Source organism: Vibrio pectenicida, from assembly GCA_024347015.1.
Taxonomy (GTDB): domain Bacteria; phylum Pseudomonadota; class Gammaproteobacteria; order Enterobacterales; family Vibrionaceae; genus Vibrio; species Vibrio pectenicida.
In genome coordinates, this window is sequence record AP024889.1 from 1,591,130 (window position 1) to 1,613,816 (window position 22,687).

The window sequence follows — 22,687 nt, forward strand, 5'->3', positions numbered from 1 at the left end:
TTATACAAACTACATCTACGCGTGAGATTGAGCACTCCCATACAAGGTTTGGTATAAGCCTTCTTGTTTAACCAACTCAACATGTGTTCCTGCCTGTGTTACTTGGCCATCTTCTAAAACATAGATCAAATCAGCCTGCTTAACTGCAGACAAACGATGTGCAACTATCAAAGTAGTACGACCATCCAAAAACTCATTCAGGGCTTTATGGATGGCAGATTCCGTTGATGTATCTAGGGCTGATGTTGCTTCATCTAAAATAACAAATTTAGGATTGGTCAAGACCATGCGTGCAATTGCTAACCTTTGCCTCTGACCTCCAGATAACCGAATTCCGTTGCGTCCGATAGGTGTATCAAGCCCTTCTCTGAGTTGACAGGCTACATCACCCAACTGCGCAACTTCCAGAGCATGCCACAGTTTAGCATCCTCATACTCGGATCCAAGAGTGAGATTATGCCTTAAAGTGTCATTAAATAATATAGGTTGTTGTAATACAACAGCAATATTCTGCCTTATTAGGTCAAAGCCTATAGAATTGGTTGGTTCACCATTAAACCTAATAATACCAGAGTCTTGGCGATAAACTCCAATAAGCAATTGAATTAATGTTGACTTTCCACCACCACTAGCTCCTACCAAAGCAACTTTTTTTCCTGCCGGAATGTGGAGGTTAAGGTGGTTAAATATAGTTACTTCATCATTGTAGGAGAAATCGACATTTTCAATGTTAATTTCTACTTGCTTGTTGTTAATAAATGGGTTGACAGTACTTTGAGGTCGCTGTTCTTCTTCTAAAGTGAGTAAGTTATTAATTCTTTGTAGGGCTGCTTTCGCACTGTACCATGAGAACTGAATTCCAAGTAACTCTTGGACTGGGCCTAACATAAACCAAAGATAACCGAAAACAGCGAAAATTTGTCCGATAGTTAAGTCGCTAAACAAGACCATAAGCATTGCGACAGCGCGAAATAATTCGAATCCTAGTAGAAAAAGAAGGAAAGAAAGACGTCCTGCAGCTTCTGATTGCCACATATATTTGTCAGCATCTAGACGAATTTGGTTTGCATGCTGTTTTAGTTCGGTAAGAAATTCACGTTCCCTGTTTGCTGCACGTAATTGGTAGATTCCATCTAAGGTCTCAACTAATCGATTTTGAAATCGTTCGAAAGATTGATTTTCTTTCTTTTTAAGGTGTTTAACTTTGTTACCGAGCTTTCGTGAGAAATATATGACAATTGGATTGACTAAAAGAATAAAGAGACCGAGGTGCCATTCAAGCCAAAGGAGCACACTTGCTGTCCCAAGTACAGTTAACAAACCAATGAGGAACTTGCTCAATGTAGCTCCAATAAACTTATCTATTGTTTCTACATCAGTGACCAAATGTGCATTAATACCACCGCTGCCTCTGGTTTCGTATTGCTTCATACTTATACGACCAAGTTTATCAAGCATTTTGCTGCGCATCTGATAGGTGATGCTTTTCGAAACCAGTGTGAACTGACGGCCTTGAAGAATATTGAGTGCCTGACTCATAGTTCGCATTAGGATAACCAGTCCTAGAGTCAGAAAAATATAGCCTGTAGGGGTTTGTAGAGAACTGGGTAATATAGAATTCATTACCTCTATACCTTTGGCAGGTTGATTTAGCAATACTTCATCTACCATCAGTGGCATTAATAGAGGAATGGGCACACTCAACAAGGTAGCTAAAATTGCTATAACATTCGCCAAAGCAAGCCGAGACTTGTGTTTTTTTACTTGAGTTATCAGCCAAGGACGGCTAATAGTATTTGCTCTTTCAGACATTATAGTGTGGCTGTTTATTCTTTATGATGTTTGATTAATTGTACGTGGATTCATCAATCAAGTCTTATTAAATCGAAAGCTAGTATGAGAATAGAACAATATGAAAGGTTAACCAAACAAGCATTAGCACTTATGGAATCAGAAAAAAATCTCATCGCTAATCTATCCAACCTGGGCGCTCTTTTGAATATGGAGCTTGATGAAATAAACTGGGTCGGTTTTTACTTTGTACAAGGCCAAGAGTTAGTTTTAGGACCATTTCAAGGTTTACCAGCATGTGTAAGGATTTCTGTAGGGCATGGTGTATGTGGGACAGCGGTAGAAAAAAACAAGTACAGAGAGTGGGTAATGTACATCATTTTAAAGGTCATATCGCCTGTGATTCAGCAAGTAACTCAGACGTTTAAGCTAGGTGATTGTATTGCTGGGGTTCTAGATATAGATAGCCCTAAACTAGGTCGCTTTGGTGTAATTGATGAACATGGCTTAACATTTTTGATGAATGAAGTAGAAAAGCTGCTTAATTCACACGCTATCAGTGCATAAATTCAATATTGAGTGTGGTTTTTCGTTTTCAGGTCACTATAATACCTGAAATATTTATCTGAATGCTCGCGGACGATACCGCATTTAACCAGGACCCCTCATGGAAAACACTGAAAAGTTAAAAAATAGCAAAGAAGTGATTGCGTATATTGCTGAATGTTTCCCTAAGTGCTTTACTTTAGAAGGTGAAGCAAAGCCGCTCAAAATTGGTATTTTTCAAGATCTTGCGGAACGTCTTACCGACGACCAAAAGGTGAGTAAAACTCAGATTCGCGCAGCATTGAGACAGTATACTTCTTCATGGCGTTATCTACATGGTGTTAAAGCCGGTGCTATTCGTGTTGATCTTGATGGTAATCCAGCTGGTGAGTTAGAGGAAGAGCACGTTGAGCATGCAAAAACAGCTCTAGCCGAAAGCAAGGCTAAAGTGCAAGCTCGTCGTAAAGAGCAAGCTCAGAAAGTAAGAGAAGAAGGTAAAACGAAGGCAAAACCGGCAAATAAAAAGCCACAAAGCCGTCGGCCACAACAAAATAAAACGAACAACAAGGTTAATAGCCCCCAAGAAACACGTGCTCTGACAGTAGAAGAAATTACCATTGGTAATCAAGTCAATGTTAATATGGGCAAAGGGAATATGGCTGCGACCATTGTTGAAGTCAATAAGGAAGATGTGCGTGTTCAACTGCCTAACGGCCTACAAATGGTCGTAAAAGCGGAGCACCTACGCGCATAAAGGAGATACTCCTACGCATGAAATGCCGTTCAAAAATGTCGCTGATTGCTGCTAGCTTATGGCTAGCAGCATCTTCAGCATATGCTCTCAAAGCAAATGTTGCTTTAGAGGATCTTCCAGTGTTAGCCCCTGAAGCTCAACACTCTACAGCAAGTAAACGTGTTACATCTCGTTTTACTCGTTCTCATTATAAGCACTTTACCTTAAATGATGGGTTTTCTGAGGCTATCTTCCAGAGATATGTTGAGTCTCTAGATTTTAACCGCAACATATTCAATCAAGCAGATGTGGATTCGTTTAAGAAATGGGCCGTTAATATAGATGATCAGTTGAAGTCTGGAGACAATCAGATAGCTTTTGATGTTTACAATATGTCTATGAAGCGTCGTTATGAACGTTTCGTTTACGCCCTTTCTCTCCTCGATAAAGAGATGAAGTTTGATATTGATGAAAGTATCGAGTTGGATCGGAGTAAAGCCGCTTGGCCTAAAGATACTAAAGAGTTAGATGACCTTTGGAGAAAGCGGGTTAAGTATGACGCATTAAATTTAAAACTGGCAGGTAAAGATTGGGATGAAATTAAAGATGTTTTAGGTAAGCGTTATAATAATGCCTTGAAACGCCTTAGCCAGACTCATAATGAAGATGCCTTCCAGCTGTATATGAATGCGTTCGCAAGAGAGGTTGATCCTCATACAAGTTACCTTTCACCGCGCAATGCAGAGCAATTTCAAACTGAAATGAACCTATCATTGGAAGGTATTGGTGCAGTATTACAAATGACCGATGATTATACTGTAATTCGTTCTCTGGTTGCCGGCGGACCTGCATCGAAGAGTAAACAGCTTGATGAAGGTGATCGTATTATCGGTGTTGGCCAAGATGGCGAAGATGTTGTTGATGTTATAGGCTGGCGTTTGGATGATGTTGTACAGCTCATCAAAGGTCCAAAAGGTAGTAAAGTCAACCTACAAGTTTTGCCACAAGGGAAAGATGCAAAAGCTAAAACTGTCATCATAGTAAGGGATAAAATTCGGCTAGAAGATCGAGCCGTTAAGTCGGATATAGTAGAAAAAGATGGTAAAAATATTGGTATTTTGGAAGTACCAAGTTTTTATGTCGGTCTTGCTAAAGACACCGATAAGCTAATTACCGAGATGAAAGAAAAGGGCATTGATGGCCTTATTGTCGATTTGCGCAACAATGGAGGCGGAGCACTTACTGAAGCGACTTCATTATCTGGTCTTTTTATTAGCAGCGGTCCTGTTGTACAGGTTCGAGATAGCTACGGAAGAGTCAACGTCAATAGCGATACAGACGGTAAAATCAGTTATGACGGCCCAATGACTGTTCTGATTAATCGCTACAGTGCATCGGCTTCAGAGATTTTTGCAGCGGCAATGCAAGATTATGGACGAGCAATCATTCTAGGTGAGAACTCTTTTGGTAAAGGGACTGTTCAGCAACATCGTTCTCTCAATCATATTTACGATTTGTTTGATAAGGAGTTAGGCTACGTTCAGTACACGATCCAAAAATTTTACCGTATTGATGGCGGAAGTACTCAGAATAAAGGTGTCATACCTGATATTGCGTATCCAACACCTATCGTTCACAGTGAAACGGGAGAAAGTGTTGAAGATAATGCCTTGCCTTGGGATAGCATTGACAAAGCAAACTATAAGGTGTTACAGCGTAACGAAAAGTTAATTAAAAAGCTTAATACTACCCACCAAACTCGCGTTTCGAATGAACCTGAATTCAAATTTATTTCAGAAGATATTGCAAAATATAAAGCGGAGAAGGATGACAAGACTCTGTCACTTAGTGAAAAAAGCCGTAAACAAGAAAGTGATAAAGCCGATGATGAGCGCCTAGCACGTATAAATCAAAGGCAAAAAACTCATGGTGAGAAATCATTCAAGTCACTGGAAGATATTCCGAAAGATTATGAGGCACCAGATGTTTATCTCGATGAGTCAGTTGCGATAATGGTTGATATGCTTAAGTTTTCACCAAACAAAACTATCTGATTAAATTCAAAATCCATCAAAAGCGAGCTTATTATAGGCTCGCTTTTTTTTGCGACTAACGTGAGCTAGATCGTGATTTTCGCATATTTGGTCTTCAGTGCCTAAGCTTAAAGAAAAGAGCGAGGTGCACTATGAGATGGATTGGCGTTTTACTTACATGTTTTAGTCTGTCTTGTTTTGCCAATGAAGTCCGCGATAATAGTGACTTAACACAGTTTGACCAACCTTTTTTATTAGGTGATTGGTATCTTGTTAACCCTAACCCAGAGCAATCAGAAGAAAATTTTTTGGCTATTAAGCTGAGTTTAGATTCTAACTACAGCTTCAAAATTGATATTCAAAAGCGTGATTATTCTGTAGACCATTGGGAAGGACTATACACGGCGAATGAAGATACTCTTATTCTTGGACTCAATACTGAGGAGCCACAAATATATAATTACTCGAGCAACCATAACATGCTTAACTTGAACGGGGTTGTTTTTACCAAAGCACTATCAAATGCACTGGCAGGTATGTGGTCTAGCGCGAAACTGAGTGGGCATGAGTTTCTAGCGAGTGAAGTAGAGCAAGTGGATTTGATTTTACAACCTGATTTTGTATTCATGTTTAGGGTCAGCAATGAAGATGGGGCCGAAGCGATTCATAAAGGTGTATATTACACTGAAGGTGAACATTTAGTATTACTATACGAAAACGGTGAACATGAAACTAGATACAGTCTAAATAGCGATATACTGACGTTAGAAATGGAAGAAGGAGCGCTTTATGCGATACTCAATCGTATAAGGTAAGTTACTAATATACGAAATTTTTACATGAATAATGGGCGATGTATTGACATATAATACCTCGTCTTTTTTTTATTCTCAGGTTAAGCTAGATCTCATTGAAAGAAGCAAATTCTAGCATCAAATATGAAACTATATTTATAATGGTATTCCTGACTAGACTTTCTTTCTCCCAATTAGCTAGGTAGCAGAAATATAGTTTCAAAAAATAGATGTTCAGCGGAAGAGCATAAACTCTGCAAACGTTTTTGTAAAAAAAACTGGTATTATGTGCAAATTATTCAGAAGGACTTAGATATGTCTCAAAAGCCACAAGCCAAATACCGTAAAGATTATAAATCCCCATCTCATACAGTTACCGAACTCGATCTGGTTTTTGATCTTTATGACAATAACACCTTGGTTACAGCAACCTCTAAGGTAAAACAACTAAAAGAAGATAATATCCTCCACCTTGATGGTGAACATCTCAAGTTAGTAAGCATTGATATAAATGGAGAAATATGGACTAGGTATGAAGAAGTAGAGGGTGGCCTTCATATTTCATCTCTCCCGCAAGAGTTTGAGTTAAAAATTGTTACTGAGTTAAATCCTGAAGGAAACACAGCTTTGGAAGGCTTGTATAAGTCAGATGGCGCATTTTGTACTCAGTGTGAAGCAGAAGGTTTTCGTAGAATTACCTATTATTTAGATCGTCCAGATATCCTCGCCAAGTACACAACTAAAGTTATCGCCGATGAAGAGCAATATCCATTTTTATTAAGTAATGGTAACCGAATAGCCAAGGGATCACTAGAAAATGGTCGACACTGGGTACAGTGGCAAGATCCTCATCCTAAACCTGCCTACCTGTTTGCTTTAGTGGCAGGAAATTTTGATGTTCTTCGAGATACATATGTGACTAAATCAGGACGTAAAGTCGAACTCGAAATCTTCGTGGATGAAGGTAACCTCAATAGGGCATCTCATGCCATGACATCTTTGATAAATTCTATGAGGTGGGATGAAGAAAGGTTTGATCTTGAATATGACTTGGACATTTATATGATCGTTGCTGTTGATTTTTTCAATATGGGTGCAATGGAGAATAAAGGTCTAAATGTCTTTAACTCGAAGTTTGTTCTAGCCAATGAGAAAACTGCAACTGATAATGATTATCTAGGTATAGAAGCAGTTATAGGTCATGAATATTTTCACAACTGGACGGGGAATCGTGTCACCTGCCGAGATTGGTTCCAACTGAGCCTGAAAGAAGGATTAACTGTATTTAGAGATCAGGAATTTTCCTCAGATCTGGGCTCTCGTGCTGTAAATAGAATAAACAACGTTCGTATTATCCGTGGTCCACAGTTTGCTGAAGATGCCAGCCCAATGTCGCATCCAATTCGTCCTGAAAAAGTTATTGAAATGAATAATTTCTATACTCTCACTGTCTATGAGAAAGGTAGTGAGGTAATACGAATGATACATACTTTGCTTGGTGAAGAACATTTTCAGAAAGGAATGAAGTTGTACTTTAGCCGTCATGATGGTACAGCAGCAACATGTGAAGATTTTGTGACTGCTATGGAAGATGCATCTGCTGTTAACTTACAGCAATTTCGATTGTGGTATAGTCAATCAGGAACTCCAAAGGTAACGGTAGAAAGTGAATATGATGCGACTAAAAAAACATATTCTTTAACAGTGACTCAACGCACTGAAGCAACATTTGATCAGCAAAATAAACAGCCATTACATATTCCATTAGATGTAGAGTTATATAATGAAAATGGAGAAGCCATTGAGTTACACTGTAACGGAAGTCTAACCGATAATGTTTTAAATATTACTGAATCAAGCCAAACCTTTGTTTTTGAAAAAGTAAAAGAAAGACCAATCCCTTCTTTATTGCGCGAGTTTTCTGCTCCAATTATTTTGGAATATGACTATAGCGATCAAGAACTAGCTTTTTTAATGGTACACGCTAATAACGAATTTTCACGTTGGGATGCAGGACAAATGCTGCTGGCTAAGTATATTCGTCGTAATGTTAATGCGGTTCAAGCGGGCAACATTACTGAGTTACCGCCGTCTTTAATAGATGCATTTCGTGGAGTACTACTTTCAGATACATTAGAACCTGCACTCATCGCTGAAATTATGGCACTTCCAAGCCATAACGAAGTTTCTGGTTGGTACAGCCAAGTTGACGTAGACGCCATCGCACAAGTATTAAAAGCTATCAAAATTAAGTTTGCTAAAGCTCTTGAGGACGAATTTAGCGCGCTATACCACAGTTTAAAAGAAGAACAATATACAATTTCACATGAGTCTATCGGTAAACGTTCTTTGAGTAATACAGCTCTATCGTACCTAGCGTACACGCAGCAAGGAAATACTTTAATAGAGAAGCAATATTTTTCAGCCAATAACATGACAGATACGATTGCAGCTATAAGTTCAGCAAATAGTGCTCAACTTGAATGTCGTGAAAAACTGATGGATGACTACAGTGAAAAATGGAAGCATGATGGCCTTGTCATGGACAAATGGTTTGCACTGCAAGGAAGTAACCCTGAAAAGAATGCGTTAGAGGTTATTAAGTCAACCATGCATCATGAAGCATTTAGCCTCAAAAACCCAAACAGAATAAGAAGCCTCATAGGTTCGTTTCTCAATATGAACCCTGTTCGTTTCCATTCTAAATCGGGTGAAGGGTACCAGTTTGCTGGTGAGATCCTTAAAGAGTTGAACGGTAGTAACCCTCAAGTCGCATCTCGCCTAATTGATCCACTACTTAAGTACCGCAAATTTGATGAGACGCGTCAAAACCTTATAAAAGCAGAACTTGAAAAGCTTAAAGCCATGGATAATCTAGCCAATGATCTTTATGAAAAGGTAAATAAAGCATTGGATTCTTGAGTTTTATCACAAAGCAGTGGCATATTTTTGTTGCTGCTTTGTATCCATAATAGAGGCGTAACCGAAACAGGTTGTAACATATATATAAATAGAATGAATCAGTATTATTTTTCACTCAACATCTCATATCAATCCTTCTTAGCACACTATAATGGGGCTGCGAGTAATGTTCTGGTTGTTACAGATGAAGGTTTGCGTTTACAATTACCTGCTACTAGGTTCAGACCATTCCTTAGCCAAATCGGTCTCAGTGGGCGTTTTCGTCTGACAACTGACCAAAATAATAAGTTTATAAAGTTGGAAATGCTGTGAGCACTTGATTCTATAAGACTTTAAATAGAACCTTAGTCACATTATCAAACATTTCACCACCTACTACTCCTAAAAGAATTAACTATTTGTCAATAATGCTTTTACAATAAAGCGGCATTACCCGTGTTAAGCACTATGCTTACAACAGCCCTCAAAATACATAAAATTCTAATTGTGGAGTGTGATTATGACCGCGCGTGAAACTCTGATGCCGGTTCTGCTTGAAAAGGTCTACAAACTGATTCAAGACAAACTCGAGCTTGCTCATCAACCCCTTGTCACTCAACTTGCTCAGCATTTATTTAGCAATATCTCTCATGACGACCTTGTCGAAAGGAATGAATCTGATCTTTACGGTGCGATAATTAGCCTTTGGCACCATATAAATGAAAAGAAAGCTGACGAAGTTTCTGTGAGAGTGTTTAACCCAACTGTTAGTCGTCAAGGATGGCAATCCACCCACACCATTGTAGAAATTGTTGTTCCGGACAGCCCTTTCTTAGTTGATTCTGTGAAAATGGCCTTGAGTAGATTAGATTTAGCTTCTCACTTAATGCTTCATGGTCCAACACAAATTGAGCGTAATAAAGTAGGTGATATTACTGGCATTAATAAGGGCAAAGGGACACTTCAATCTTTGTTCCATATGGAAGTTGATCGACTCAGTGCAAAAGAAACCATGACGTCTTTACGTGAAGAGCTTGAGAAAATCATAACAGATACAGCTCTAGTAGTGCATGATTGGCTACTCATGGTAGAAAAGGTTGAAGAAGTTACAAACCAAGTTGAAGCTCAGAAAGATTATATAAAAACTGAACACAACCGTTATGAAGAGACAGTTAAGTTTCTTCGTTGGTTAGGCGATCATAACTTTACATTTATGGGTTATAAAGAATATGACCTTGTACACGTTGACGGTGATACAGAACTCAGGCCGACTGCTGATAAAGGTTTAGGTTTATTTGCGAACCGCCACCGTGTGCGCAGCGTTAAGTTATCTGAATTCCCAGATTCAGCACGCCTTGAAGCGAAAAAACCCTTCCTGCTGATAATGACTAAAGGGAACACACCTTCACGCATTCACCGACCAGCCTATACCGATTACATTGGTATCAAAAAAATTGACAAAAATGGTAAGGTTGTTGGCGAACACAGATTTACAGGTCTTTACACATCAGCGGTCTATAACCAGAGCGTTGAAAGCATACCTCTTATTCGTGAAAAAGTAGAACGTATATTGGTAGCGAGTCGATACCGTGAAGGTTCTTATGCATTTAAAGCTTTACATAATATACTCGAAAATTACCCACGTGATGAGTTACTTCAGGCAAATGAGGAAGAGCTGTTAGAAGTGGGTATGGGCGTAGTTCAGATGCAAGATCGTGATATGCTACGTTTGTTTATTCGTAAAGACCCGTTTGGTCGTTTCTTTAGCTGTATGGTTTACGTAACCAAAGATCGCTATAACACTGAACTAAGACGTAAAACTCAACAAATTCTCAAACAATATTTTGGCTGTAATAACGAAGTAGAGTTTACCACTTACTTCTCGGAGAGTCCGCTTGCTAGGACACATTACATTGTCCGTGTTGATAACAACAACATGGATGTAGACGTGAAAATGATCGAGCAAAATTTAATGGAAGCATCTTCAACTTGGGACGATCGTCTATCTGATTCGATTATAGCGAATTTTGGTGAAAGCAAAGGACTTCCTTTAGCAAAAGAATACTTACATGCTTTCCCGCGTTCGTACAAGGAAGATGTTTTACCCGGCTCGGCAGTAGCAGATATTGAACGTATAGAATCACTGAGTGACGATAATAGGCTAGGAATGCTGTTTTACCGTCCTCAAGAGCTAGCTTCAGACTCAAAGTCCGTACGATTCAAACTTTATCATCGTGATGAACCTATTCATCTCTCCGATGTTATGCCAATGCTTGAAAACTTAGGGCTACGTGTTATTGGTGAATCACCATATGAAGTCCGTAAAGCAGACGGCCATATTTATTGGATTCTTGACTTTTCAATGCTACACAAAAGCGAGAAAACCGTTGATCTTCGGGAAGCTAGAGATCGCTTTCAGCAAGCATTTGCCGCAATTTGGGCTGGGAATCTAGAAAGTGATGGTTTCAATCGACTCGTTTTAGGAGCATCACTCACTGGTCGTGAAATTTCTATCCTTCGTGCTTATGCGCGATATATGCGTCAGGTCGGTTTCCCATTTAGTCAACAATATATTGAGGAAACCCTCAGCCATTATCCTGAATTAGCAAGATGCTTAGTTGCTTTATTTGTGAAACGTTTTGATCCTAAATATAAAGGTAGTCAAAAAGGTCAGACAGAATTGATCAACTCCATGACAGAACAGCTCGATCATGTTGAAAGTCTTGATGACGATCGTATTATTCGTCGATATATGGAAATGATCACTGCTACCTTGAGAACAAACTATTATCAATTGGATGAGAACAAGCAACCAAAACCTTGGCTTTCCTTGAAGATGAAACCAAGTGAAATCCCCGAGATTCCACAGCCAGTCCCAGCTTTTGAGATTTTTGTTTATGCACCTGATATTGAGGGTGTACACCTGCGAGGTGGTAAAGTTGCTCGTGGTGGATTGAGATGGTCAGATCGCCAAGAAGATTTTCGAACCGAGATTCTTGGCTTAGTTAAAGCTCAACAAGTTAAAAATACCGTTATTGTACCTGTAGGTGCAAAAGGTGGCTTTGTTTGTAAACGTCAACACACTCTGAGCGGTCGAGATGAGATTTTTGCCGAAGGCAAACGATGTTATAAGCGCTTTATACGCGCACTACTTGATGTTTCGGACAACATTGTTGAAGGTGAAGTAAGCCCACCCAAAAATGTTATTCGACATGATGAAGATGATCCATATTTGGTTGTTGCAGCTGATAAAGGCACTGCAACCTTCTCTGATTTGGCGAACTCAGTTTCTGATGAGTATAATTTCTGGCTTGGAGATGCCTTTGCGTCCGGTGGTTCTAATGGTTATGACCATAAGGCTATGGGTATTACAGCTAAAGGAGGATGGGAGTCTGTAAAACGTCACTTTAGAGAAATGGGGATCGATTGTCAGACAACTGATTTCACAGTAATCGGTGTAGGTGATATGGCGGGTGATGTATTTGGCAATGGAATGCTACTATCTAAGCATATCCGTCTCCAAGTCGCATTTAACCATCTGCACATTTTTATTGACCCAAATCCTGATTCTGCGAAAAGTTGGAAAGAGCGTGATCGCTTATTCAAACTTCCTCGCTCAAGTTGGGAAGACTACAATACCAAATTGATTTCAAAAGGTGGTGGTATATTCCCCCGTCGTGCTAAATCTATTTCTCTAACTCCTGAAATCCAAAAGATGATCGGAACTAAAAAAACGTCTTTAGCGCCGAATGATCTGATCAAGATGCTTCTAAAAATGGAAGTAGATCTTTTGTGGAACGGTGGGATAGGAACTTATGTGAAGTCTGCAACCGAGACTCACACTGATGTAGGGGATCGTGCAAACGACGTATTACGCATAGATGGCCGAGATTTACGCGCCAAAGTTGTGGGTGAAGGCGGTAACCTTGGTATGACTCAATTAGGTAGAGTTGAGTATGCACTAACTGGTGGCCGGGTAAATACCGACTTTGTCGATAATGTTGGTGGGGTAGACTGTTCAGATAATGAAGTGAACATCAAAATCTTCCTCAATGGGCTTGTTGCGAATGGTGATTTGACCGTAAAACAACGCAATAAGATCCTAGAGTCAATGGAAGATGAAGTTGGCGAAATTGTTTTAGATGATGCTTATTGTCAATCAGAATCTGTTTCAGTAACTGAGCAACGTGGTACGGGACTAGTTAAAGAACAAATTCGCTTCATTCACGATATGGAAAAAGCAGGCCATCTTGATCGCGCTTTAGAGCATATCCCAGACGACGAGACTTTATTAGAACGGGAGAAACTAGGCCAAGCTCTTACGCGGCCTGAACTTGCTGTTCTCGTAGCCTACGGCAAGATGGTTTTGAAAGAGGATCTAGTTCATGATGATATTTCCAATGATGACTACCATGCTCAACAATTAGTTAACTATTTTCCAACTAAGTTACGCCGTGACTATGTTCAGCAAATGGATAATCACCCACTGCGCGCAGAAATCATAGCTACTGCATTAGCAAACCAAATGGTTAATGAAATGGGTTGTAACTATGTAACTCGCATGCAAGAGGAAACAGGTGCGCATATAGTTGATATTGCCAATGCCTACGCGGCTTGTCGCGAGATTTTTGGTTTAGAGAAAGTTCTAACATCATTACGTGCTCTTGATAACAAGGCTTCTACTGATGCTCAGTATGACATGATGTTTTATGTACGCAGAACCATGCGACGTCTGTCCCGTTGGGTGTTGCGAAATCGAACAGGGCGTCAATGTGTGAAAGCTCTTGTAGAGCTTTATCAAGGTGATGTAGAAAATATCAATGCTAAGTTGGACAGTATACTTGTCCCTGCTGAAGTTGAAGAACATAAGCAGATGGCACAATCTTGGATTGATCAAGGAGTCACTCCAGAAACAGCGATTTACGTATCTCGTTTATCTAGCCTTTATTCTGTATTGGATATCTCAACAGTATCTCGTGAGAAAGGCATTTCGGTTGAACAGGTGGCTAAACTTTACTTTAACTTAGGTGATAGGCTGTCATTACACTGGTTCCTAAACCAAATCAATGCTCAAGCGGTAGATAACAATTGGCAAGCACTCGCTCGAGCAGCTTTCAGAGAAGATCTGGATTGGCAGCAACGCCAGCTAACTGGCCAAGTGCTAAGTTGTAATTGTGTCCCTGATGATTTAAATGTAATGAAAGCTCTTGACGAATGGATCTCAAGCAACGAAGTATCATTACACAGATGGGAAAACATTCTTAACGAGTTCAAAGTTGGATCAGTACATGAATTTGCTAAGTTCTCAGTTGCATTACGTGAATTGATGTTACTCAACTTAAATTGCGCAGCTAACGAGTAGTATTTATCTTTCATTGAATTATGCGGTAAAACAGTAAATAATATAGCCCCGTTTGTACGGGGCTTTTTTCTATCGGAGGCACAATGCTTTACCGTCTAGCCAGAACTGGCTTTTTTCAACTTGATGCCGAAAAGGCACATGATCTTGCAATTGAAAACTTTAAACGTTTTACCGGCACACCTCTCGATCTTCTGTATCGCCAACAACTTCCTGGCCGCTCAGTGGAATGTATGGGAATCACTTTTCGCAACCCTGTTGGACTCGCTGCTGGTTTAGATAAAAATGGGGAGTGTATAGAAGCTTTTGATGCTATGGGTTTTGGATTTGTTGAAGTTGGAACTGTGACACCCAAACCTCAACCTGGGAATGAAAAGCCGCGACTTTTTCGCCTAGTAGAAGCAGAAGGCATTATTAACCGAATGGGCTTTAATAACCAGGGTGTTGATAACTTGGTTGAGAATGTAAAGAAGGCTAACTTTAACTGTATTCTTGGCATTAATATTGGTAAGAATAAAGACACTCCAATTCAGAATGGAGCTGAAGACTACCTTATTTGTATGGATAAGGTATATCAGTATGCTGGATATATAGCTGTAAACATATCTTCACCTAACACCCCAGGGTTAAGATCGCTCCAATACGGAAAGGCATTAGACGAACTTCTATCCGATTTAAAACAAAAGCAGTCAGAACTAGCCACTAAGCACCAAAAATATGTCCCACTCGCACTAAAAATAGCTCCTGATTTAAGTGATGACGAAGTTAACCAGGTTTGTGATTCCTTGCTAAAGAATAAAATTGATGGAGTAATTGCAACCAATACTACACTTGATCGTAGTATTGTCGAGGGGATGAAGTATGCAAATGAGGCAGGGGGCTTAAGTGGACGACCTGTACAATCTAGGAGTACAGAGGTTGTTCGCCTATTACACAACAAACTAAAAGATCAAATTCCAGTAATTGGAGTGGGTGGCATTGACTCTTATGTAGCAGCTAAAGAAAAAATGATGGCAGGAGCTCAGCTGATCCAGGTTTATTCTGGATTTATATACCATGGCCCTAAACTTGTTCGAGATATTGTCAAAAATATTTAGTCGATCAAGTGTGACAATGTCACTATAAAATAAACGTATTTACTTGGCTTTTTTAAGAGGAAATGATTATTCATTTCCTCTTTTTTTTCATTGAATAGTACATAAAATTTGACTAGTAGTATTTTGGGGTAGGATTTTTCTTACCTTAAGTTGAATTTTATACGAGATTGAAATGATGCTCAAACCGAGCGATAAGTGGATTTGGTATTACGATGACACAGAACAGCACTTGATGCTGGACCTTGGTGACGACATCATATTCAGAACGAATATGTCAAAAAAATTGGTTGTAGACTGCGCAATTGGAATTAATGAATTTTCAGTTGACGACGCTTCTGCTTTCCAAACATATAAAGAACAAATCTCCCATCTTAACCTTTCAGAACCCAGACAAGCAGAGTTAACACTATACTGCGTAGCGGCTAAGCGCTTTCACAAGCCTGTTCAACCCAAAAGCTGGTTTTTTAACCCTGTCGCCTGTGGTGAGTATTCCCCTGAAGAAGGCGATTTTGTACAGCTTTTAAACAGTCATAGTGAAGGCTATTTTATTGTGCTGGAAGTAGGGGATAACGCCAGCTTATGTGCGTCAGTAGATGTAGCCCCTTTTGTTCTAGATGGCATTAAGTTCCTTCAATTTGGTCAAGCTATTAAAGTGATGCATGACCGAATGTCTGCAGCAAATAAAATTTTAAACCAACACTCACATTCAATAGCATTAGTGAGTTAATTCTTTCCGTTCCTTTTTTATCTTCTAGGTGGGCCTAAGTGCCGATATATTTTAATTTTAGATCCCTTACTTAACAAATCAGTAAAAAATAATCACTATTTTTATCAATAATTGATACAAAAATAGCCTACCTTAACGTCATAAAAGCTAAATATTCCTCTATTAACCCATTTCTGTAATTAAATAACCATATAATAACTCTCTGGTATATACCAGATTGGCATTAAATAAGTATTCACTATCGTGACAGTAAGCATTTTTTGTTTGCTACTTGATAACGAGTCAATATTGATTGAAATAAAATTACACTAGCAATCTATTGCAAACATATTGGCTGTCTAAGTTAATTGGTGGATGATTTTCACTCAACTAGGGAGCTTCATTATAAGAATAGAAAGGAATAGGCTAACCAAATGGACACGATACAGGTATAATCATTCGTCGTTTACCATTTATTTAAGAACACTATGCACCAATATCTTGCGGTTACATCCAACGGACTAGAAAACCTGTTAGTTGAAGAATTAAGTAAACTAGGGATAGAAAACGCTAAACCTGTTCAAGCTGGAGTAAAATTTAATGCTTCTAACGAACAAGTCTATCGCTGTTGTCTATGGAGCCGTTTGGCGTCGAGATTTGTTCGAGTCCTATCCGAGTTTACCTGTAATAATGATATGGACTTGTACCTTGCGAGTTCAGCAGTAAATTGGGTCAAACAATTTCATAGTTCAAATAAGTTTATTGTCGACTTTAAGGGGACTAACCGAGAAATTCGCAATAGCCAATATGGGGCAATGAAGGTAAAAGATGCAATAGTAGATTGCTTTAATAAAAGGGATTTACCAAGACCATCGATCAGTAAAGATCAACCAGATCTTAGGATTCACCTAAGGCTTCATAAAGATAAAGCATTGCTGGGCATAGATATGGTTGGTGGTGGCCTTCATCAACGGGGTTATCGCCTAGAATCAGGTAAAGCTCCCTTAAGAGAAACCCTTGCAGCAGCTCTTGTTCTTCGTTCTGGTTGGGATATACAGCAGCCTCTTTTAGACCCCATGTGTGGTTCAGGAACACTTCTTATTGAAGCTGCAATGTTAGCCTCTAACATTGCGCCAGGAATCAAACGTGATAAATTTGGCTTTGAAGCTTTAGAAGACTTTGAAGCGCAGACTTGGGCAGAAATTAAAACTGAGGCCTCAGTTCAAGGAAGAAAGGGTGTCAAAAAAAATGACACTAAGTTTTATGGCTTCGATAGTGATGCGAGCATAGTTCAAACTGCTAAAGACAATGCACGTAGGGCTGGAGTTGATTCATTAATTACTTTCGAGCACAAAGATGCCGCTGATTTAAAGCGACCATCCGGTTTCGACTCAGGTACTATTTTATCCAACCCTCCTTATGGTGAAAGACTTGGTACCCACCCTGGTTTAATAGCACTTTATACTGCATTCGGTGCTCAACTAAAGTCAGAGTTTAGAGGCTGTAAGGCTTCCATTTTTTCAAGCTCCGAAGAGCTACTCAGCTGTTTACGTATGAGGGCAGAAAAACAATACAAGCTTGATAATGGCTCGTTACCCTGTCACCAGAAAAATTACTCCATTTCCAGCAAGGTGAGAACTGTCGATGGTGACGCTGTAACAAAAACTAAAATAGCGCCTGATTTCTCAAACCGCCTTAAAAAAAATATTGCCAAGATTTCAAAGTGGGCAAAAAAAGAACAATTAGATTGTTACCGAATCTATGACGCCGATCTTCCAGAATACAATGTGGCCATTGACGTTTACCTAGATCATCTAGTTATACAGGAATACGCTGCACCAAAAAATATTCCTGAGGAAAAAGCAAAACTTCGTCTTACCGACATCATTCGAGCATCAATTCAAGTTACTGGTACTGAAGCAAATAAGGTTGTCCTAAAAGTACGTGAGAAGCAGAAAGGACGTTCACAGTATCAAAAATTATCACAACAATCACAAATTATGAACGTATCTGAATATGGAGTGAAGCTTATTGTTAACTTGCATGATTATTTAGATACTGGCTTGTTTCTCGACCATAAGCTGACACGTCAAAAAATTGGTCAATGGGCTACAGGTAAAGATTTTTTAAATCTGTTTGCTTATACTGGTTCTGCGACAGTTCATGCTGCTTGTGGGGGAGCGAAATCTACAACGACAATCGACATGTCGAACACTTATCTCGAATGGGCTCAAGAGAATATGAAACTTAATGGTCAGATAGGGCGTCAACACAGATTTGAACAAGCTGATTGCTTACAATGGCTGGAAACAACAACTTCTCAGTTTGATTTGATATTTATTGATCCACCAACATTTTCCAATTCAAAAAGAATGCAACAAACCTTTGACGTGCAGCGAGACCACATCCATTTGATGAAAAATCTCAAAAGGCTTTTGCGTCCTGAAGGTCAGATTGTTTTTTCTAATAATAAGCGGCAATTTAAAATGGATATGGATTCAATGAAAGAGCTTAATCTAGACGCACAAAATATCTCTTCGCTGACACTGCCGCTCGATTTTTCTCGCAACAAGAATATCCACAATTGCTGGATTGTCTCTCATAGCGATTAATGGAATTAAAGATGGTCACACTATACAGCACCGAAGGATGTCACCTCTGTGAATTAGCGAATAATCTTTGTCAACAGCTTAATATCGAGCATATGCTCGACATTGTAGATATCGCAACCGATGACAAGTTATTTGAACGTTACAGCGTCACAATCCCAGTATTAAGCATCAACGGTAGTGAACTTAAATGGCCGTTCGATTTACAACAATTACAAATGTGGTTAGAAAAAAATGGCATTACTTACCATAAATAATGGGCTGCTGGCTTACGGCGATCATCCTTTACTTGATCATACTGACTTTACACTTCAAGAAAACGAGCGAGTCTGCTTGGTAGGCAGAAATGGTGCTGGAAAATCGACTTTGATGAAGATTTTAGCCAGTGAAGTATTTCTTGATGATGGCAAGCTTAACATCACACAAGACGTCATAATTTCACGTCTTGAACAAGATCCACCTCGAAATGAAGATGGTACAGTATTTGACTATGTCGCCGGTGGCTTAGCTGAAGCTGGTAAACAATTAAAACTCTATCAAGATTTGCTTGATCTGGTATCGAGTGCGCCAACAGATAAAAACATTAATAAACTTGCTCGGATCCAGGAGCAACTTGAGCATTCAGGAGGTTGGCGTTTTGAGGACCGAATCAAAAATGTGCTTGCAGCACTTAAACTTGATGGCAACACAAAGCTTACTGAGTTATCTGGAGGGTGGCAGCGCAAGGCTGCATTAGCAAGAGCTTTAGTTCGAGAGCCTGATGTCTTACTACTTGATGAACCAACTAACCACCTTGATGTAACAACCATTGAATGGCTTGAGAATTTTTTAAAAGACTTTAGAGGCTCGATAATTTTTATTTCCCATGATCGAGCATTCATTAAGTCTATGGCAACTCGTATTGTTGATCTAGATCGAGGTAAGCTGGTTTCATTCCCTGGTGATTATGAAAATTACTTGGTAGAAAAAGATGAAATGCTGCGTGTTGAAGAAATGCAAAATGCAGAGTTTGATAAAAAACTGGCTCAGGAAGAGGTATGGATACGACAAGGAATTAAAGCACGACGAACTCGTAACGAAGGTCGGGTCCGGGCGCTAAAAAAATTGCGAGAAGAACGTAATGATCGCCGTGAAGTTCTAGGAAAAGCTCAGATACAAATAGATGATGGATCTCGTTCTGGCAAAATTGTATTTGAGGCTGAAAATATTTCCTTTAGCATCGATGGCAAACAAATTGTTAGCAACTTTTCATTCAACATTATGCGTGGTGACCGTATTGCTCTTATCGGTCCAAATGGTTGCGGAAAAAGCACATTACTAAAGTTATTATTGGGTGATCTCCAAGTTGACTCTGGTAGGCTACATTGTGGTACTAAGTTGGAAGCTGCCTACTTTGATCAGTATAGAGAACTATTAGATCCTGAAAAATCGGTTATTGATAACTTGGCAGATGGTAAACAAGAAGTAATGGTTGGTGGTCGTCAACGACATGCTTTGAGCTACCTTCAAGATTTTTTATTTGCCCCTAAAAGAGCAAGGACACCTGTTAAAGCATTATCAGGTGGCGAAAAAAATAGACTATTACTCGCTCGTATTTTATTAAAACCCAATAACTTACTCATATTGGATGAACCAACCAACGATCTTGATATTGAAACATTGGAACTTTTGGAAGATTTACTTGCCAATTATCAGGGCACCTTACTTTTGGTTAGCCACGATCGCCAGTTTGTTGATAACACAGTAATGACGAGTTGGATTTTTGAAGGTGAAGGTGAAGTGGAAGAGTTTGTCGGTGGTTACCATGATGCGCAGCAGCAACGTGAGCAAAGCCGAAAAGTTCGCAACACGGAAGAGCAAATGCAATCTGAAAGGTGCGTTGAACAATCTATTAAAACTAAACCAGTATCAAGTAAAACGAAGAAGTTATCTTATAAACTTCAGCGCGAACTTGAAGAGTTACCAGCAAAATTGGAACAGCTAGAGGTCGATATAGAGTTAACTCAGGAAAAGGTAAATTCTCCAGACTTTTTCTCTAAGTCAATAGATGAAACACAACCAATTATAGATACGCTTGCTGCTTTAGAGCAGGAGCTTGAGATTGCTTTTGAGCGTTGGGAAACGTTAGAAGCAATGCAACAGGAAAGTTAATATTATATGAGCAAGACTATTTTAAAGCTATCATCTGTTACCTTATCACTTGTAGGTTCTTTGTCTGCAAATGCTGCTATTTACAACGTTTATGACTACCAACCCGTCGTTAACTCGAGTGCCAAGACTTATGGAGTTGCGATCAAACCAGAAAATGGCACAGTTAACTGTTGGAATGGCACAAACTGTTCCCAAGCGGATTATGAGATAGCATTCGAAGAAAAATTGTATAATGAGGGGTTTGAGTACAGAGATGAAGCTCCATTTCGATACGCATTAGGCTACGATTTGCTAGAAGAAGGTTACGATGGTTTTAAAAGCTATTGTAATAGTTTTCTAGGTTATAACGATGGCGGGTGTTCTCGGTGGGCTGATGAAGCCTATAACAAAGGATACGCACAGGAAAGTAGTAATACTTCTTATGCGTATATAGAAAGCTCTACTAATCAAGTACAAAATACACAGCCTAATGTTATCATAAATAACTTCACGTCTACCGCCGATGTAATTGGCACCTACTACGGTGGGAGTTTATTAAACAGAACAGTCGCATACTCTGGTGGTAACTCACCAATTCTTACTGCTTCCAGCCAAACTTTCAATCAAAATAAAGTTTGGGCCAAAACATCGAGCGGTTCAGACGATATAATTGTCGGCAGTGTTAGTAAGCAATCTACGCAGAATGGAAACGACTATATTTCTTATGCCACTATTTGGAGAGATGACGGAACTAGCGCTAAAATAGTAACCTGGCAAGGAGCTGCGGAAGAGAACCGAAGAGCGCCTCAAGGTAGTGCAAGGGATGTCGCTATTGTAGGGGGGATAACATATGCGGTAGGGTATAACTCAGATTCCGAAGAGAGACCGGTGGCTACCGTATTTAATGTAGACCGAACTAACCTAACAGCAACATCATCAATAATTAATCGATATTCGTCCACTGATTATTTAAATTCGCTTCTCACTTCCATCAATAATAATGGGTACGCTATTGGTGAAGCCAAATATGCAACACGAATCAATGGTACTTACGCAAATAGCTTGTTCTATATCACTGATCCTACAAATCCCAATGGTAGTTTTAAAGAATTCTCTGGAACGATTTTCTTCACAGGTGCAAACGGAAAAGCAGGTGCAATCAATAATTACGATGAAGCAGTTGGTTCTATTGATTACCAAACCCATACGGAAACAGGTAGTAATGGTAATCAAAGAGGTCAGAGGGGTTTTATTACACCTTTGAATTCATCAAGAACTAAGGCTCCTTTGAATGGTAGAGGTTGGTATTTGGATGATTTGACCAATGATGGAAATACAGACTCCAATAATAATCAATTCCGCATTATTGATGCTACGGATATTAATGATGCAGGCGTAATATCTGCAACAGCTTACTATTGTGCTGGCGGCTATGATACTACCTACCTTGATTCCAAATGCGATGGTGGTACTCAAGGGGCAGAAAAAATTGTTGCTGTTAAGCTGGTACCTATCGAAAATGCTACTTCATCAAATATTCAAACACGAGGCTTATCACCTGCGCCAGTTGATCGCAAAGGTGGTTCTCTTTCCTGGTTTGCTTTAGCACTCATAGGGTTGCTAAGGTTCCGTAGAAAATAAGGTAAATTTCAATCTTAGGCACAGGTTCAAATTTTTGGATCTGTGTTTTTTTTCACCTTGAGAAAGGTGAGATTTTGAACGATCCTTAATTGTGGAGTAACAAAAGCTCCACAAAAAGTTAATAGTAGTACGTTAGAAAAACGATATGTATGAGGACGACACTATGAAGAGACAAAAGCGTGACCGCATGGAAAGAGCTCAATCACAAGGGTATAAAGCAGGCTTAAATGGCCGCTCTACGGACTCATGTCCTTACCAACAGATGGATGCTCGATCTCATTGGCTTGGTGGTTGGCGCGATGCCAGAGAAGATAGACACTCTGGTCTCTACAAATAAAATACACAAT

14 protein-coding genes and 1 pseudogene are annotated in these 22,687 nt (G+C 39.4%); 14 read left to right on the forward strand and 1 reads right to left on the reverse strand.

Translation table 11 applies throughout. The annotated features are described in order from the left end of the window. Positions 1-15 precede the first annotated feature (15 nt). Entirely contained in the window at positions 16-1,812 is a 1,797-nt protein-coding gene (locus OCV27_RS07470) for an ABC transporter ATP-binding protein (protein WP_125321373.1), read from the reverse strand. A gap of 84 nt (positions 1,813-1,896) precedes the next feature. On the opposite strand from OCV27_RS07470, the pseudogene OCV27_RS07475 reads away from it, so the two are divergent. The 14 genes and pseudogenes from OCV27_RS07475 to rmf all read left to right on the forward strand — a co-directional run bounded on the left by OCV27_RS07475 (position 1,897) and on the right by rmf (position 22,677). Then, a pseudogene (locus OCV27_RS07475) lies at positions 1,897-2,358 on the forward strand (GAF domain-containing protein). Between the two features lie 100 nt (positions 2,359-2,458). Then, positions 2,459-3,091, forward strand: a complete 633-nt coding sequence (gene proQ, locus OCV27_RS07480) for an RNA chaperone ProQ (protein WP_125321371.1) — start codon at positions 2,459-2,461, stop codon at positions 3,089-3,091. A 17-nt stretch (positions 3,092-3,108) separates the two neighbouring features. Next, entirely contained in the window at positions 3,109-5,124 is a 2,016-nt protein-coding gene (gene prc, locus OCV27_RS07485) for a carboxy terminal-processing peptidase (protein WP_125321369.1), read from the forward strand. A gap of 131 nt (positions 5,125-5,255) precedes the next feature. Further along, positions 5,256-5,918 carry a hypothetical protein gene (locus OCV27_RS07490; RefSeq protein ID WP_125321367.1) on the forward strand — a complete coding sequence of 221 codons (663 nt, stop codon included), beginning with the start codon at positions 5,256-5,258 and terminating at the stop codon, positions 5,916-5,918. 294 nt (positions 5,919-6,212) lie between these two features. Further along, positions 6,213-8,819, forward strand: coding sequence for an aminopeptidase N (pepN, locus tag OCV27_RS07495; RefSeq protein ID WP_125321365.1), 2,607 nt, complete (start codon positions 6,213-6,215; stop codon positions 8,817-8,819). Between the two features lie 93 nt (positions 8,820-8,912). Next, a complete protein-coding gene (locus OCV27_RS07500; protein WP_125321364.1) occupies positions 8,913-9,131 on the forward strand; it encodes a DUF2835 domain-containing protein in 219 nt (72 codons plus the stop codon). A gap of 187 nt (positions 9,132-9,318) precedes the next feature. Beyond that, a complete protein-coding gene (locus OCV27_RS07505) occupies positions 9,319-14,160 on the forward strand; it encodes an NAD-glutamate dehydrogenase (RefSeq protein ID WP_125321363.1) in 4,842 nt (1,613 codons plus the stop codon). Positions 14,161-14,243: 83 nt separating this feature from the next. Further along, positions 14,244-15,254: a quinone-dependent dihydroorotate dehydrogenase gene (gene pyrD / locus OCV27_RS07510; RefSeq protein WP_125321361.1), complete on the forward strand. Its 1,011-nt coding sequence runs from the start codon at positions 14,244-14,246 to the stop codon at positions 15,252-15,254. A gap of 175 nt (positions 15,255-15,429) precedes the next feature. Then, positions 15,430-15,981 (forward strand): cell division protein ZapC, encoded by a 552-nt coding sequence (locus OCV27_RS07515; RefSeq protein ID WP_125321392.1) that lies wholly within the window; start codon positions 15,430-15,432, stop codon positions 15,979-15,981. Between the two features lie 467 nt (positions 15,982-16,448). Beyond that, the gene (gene rlmKL, locus OCV27_RS07520; protein WP_125321360.1) at positions 16,449-18,572 is read left to right on the forward strand and encodes a bifunctional 23S rRNA (guanine(2069)-N(7))-methyltransferase RlmK/23S rRNA (guanine(2445)-N(2))-methyltransferase RlmL; all 2,124 of its coding nucleotides are present in this window, start codon (positions 16,449-16,451) and stop codon (positions 18,570-18,572) included. Between the two features lie 11 nt (positions 18,573-18,583). After that, entirely contained in the window at positions 18,584-18,826 is a 243-nt protein-coding gene (locus OCV27_RS07525; protein ID WP_125321359.1) for a glutaredoxin family protein, read from the forward strand. Then, entirely contained in the window at positions 18,804-20,720 is a 1,917-nt protein-coding gene (locus OCV27_RS07530) for an ABC transporter ATP-binding protein (protein ID WP_125321357.1), read from the forward strand. Before OCV27_RS07525 ends, OCV27_RS07530 begins: the two co-directional genes overlap by 23 nt. Before the next feature lie 6 nt (positions 20,721-20,726). Continuing rightward, positions 20,727-22,340 (forward strand): DUF3466 family protein, encoded by a 1,614-nt coding sequence (locus OCV27_RS07535; protein WP_125321355.1) that lies wholly within the window; start codon positions 20,727-20,729, stop codon positions 22,338-22,340. Between the two features lie 163 nt (positions 22,341-22,503). After that, positions 22,504-22,677: a ribosome modulation factor gene (gene rmf / locus OCV27_RS07540; protein ID WP_114785731.1), complete on the forward strand. Its 174-nt coding sequence runs from the start codon at positions 22,504-22,506 to the stop codon at positions 22,675-22,677. Positions 22,678-22,687 lie beyond the last annotated feature (10 nt).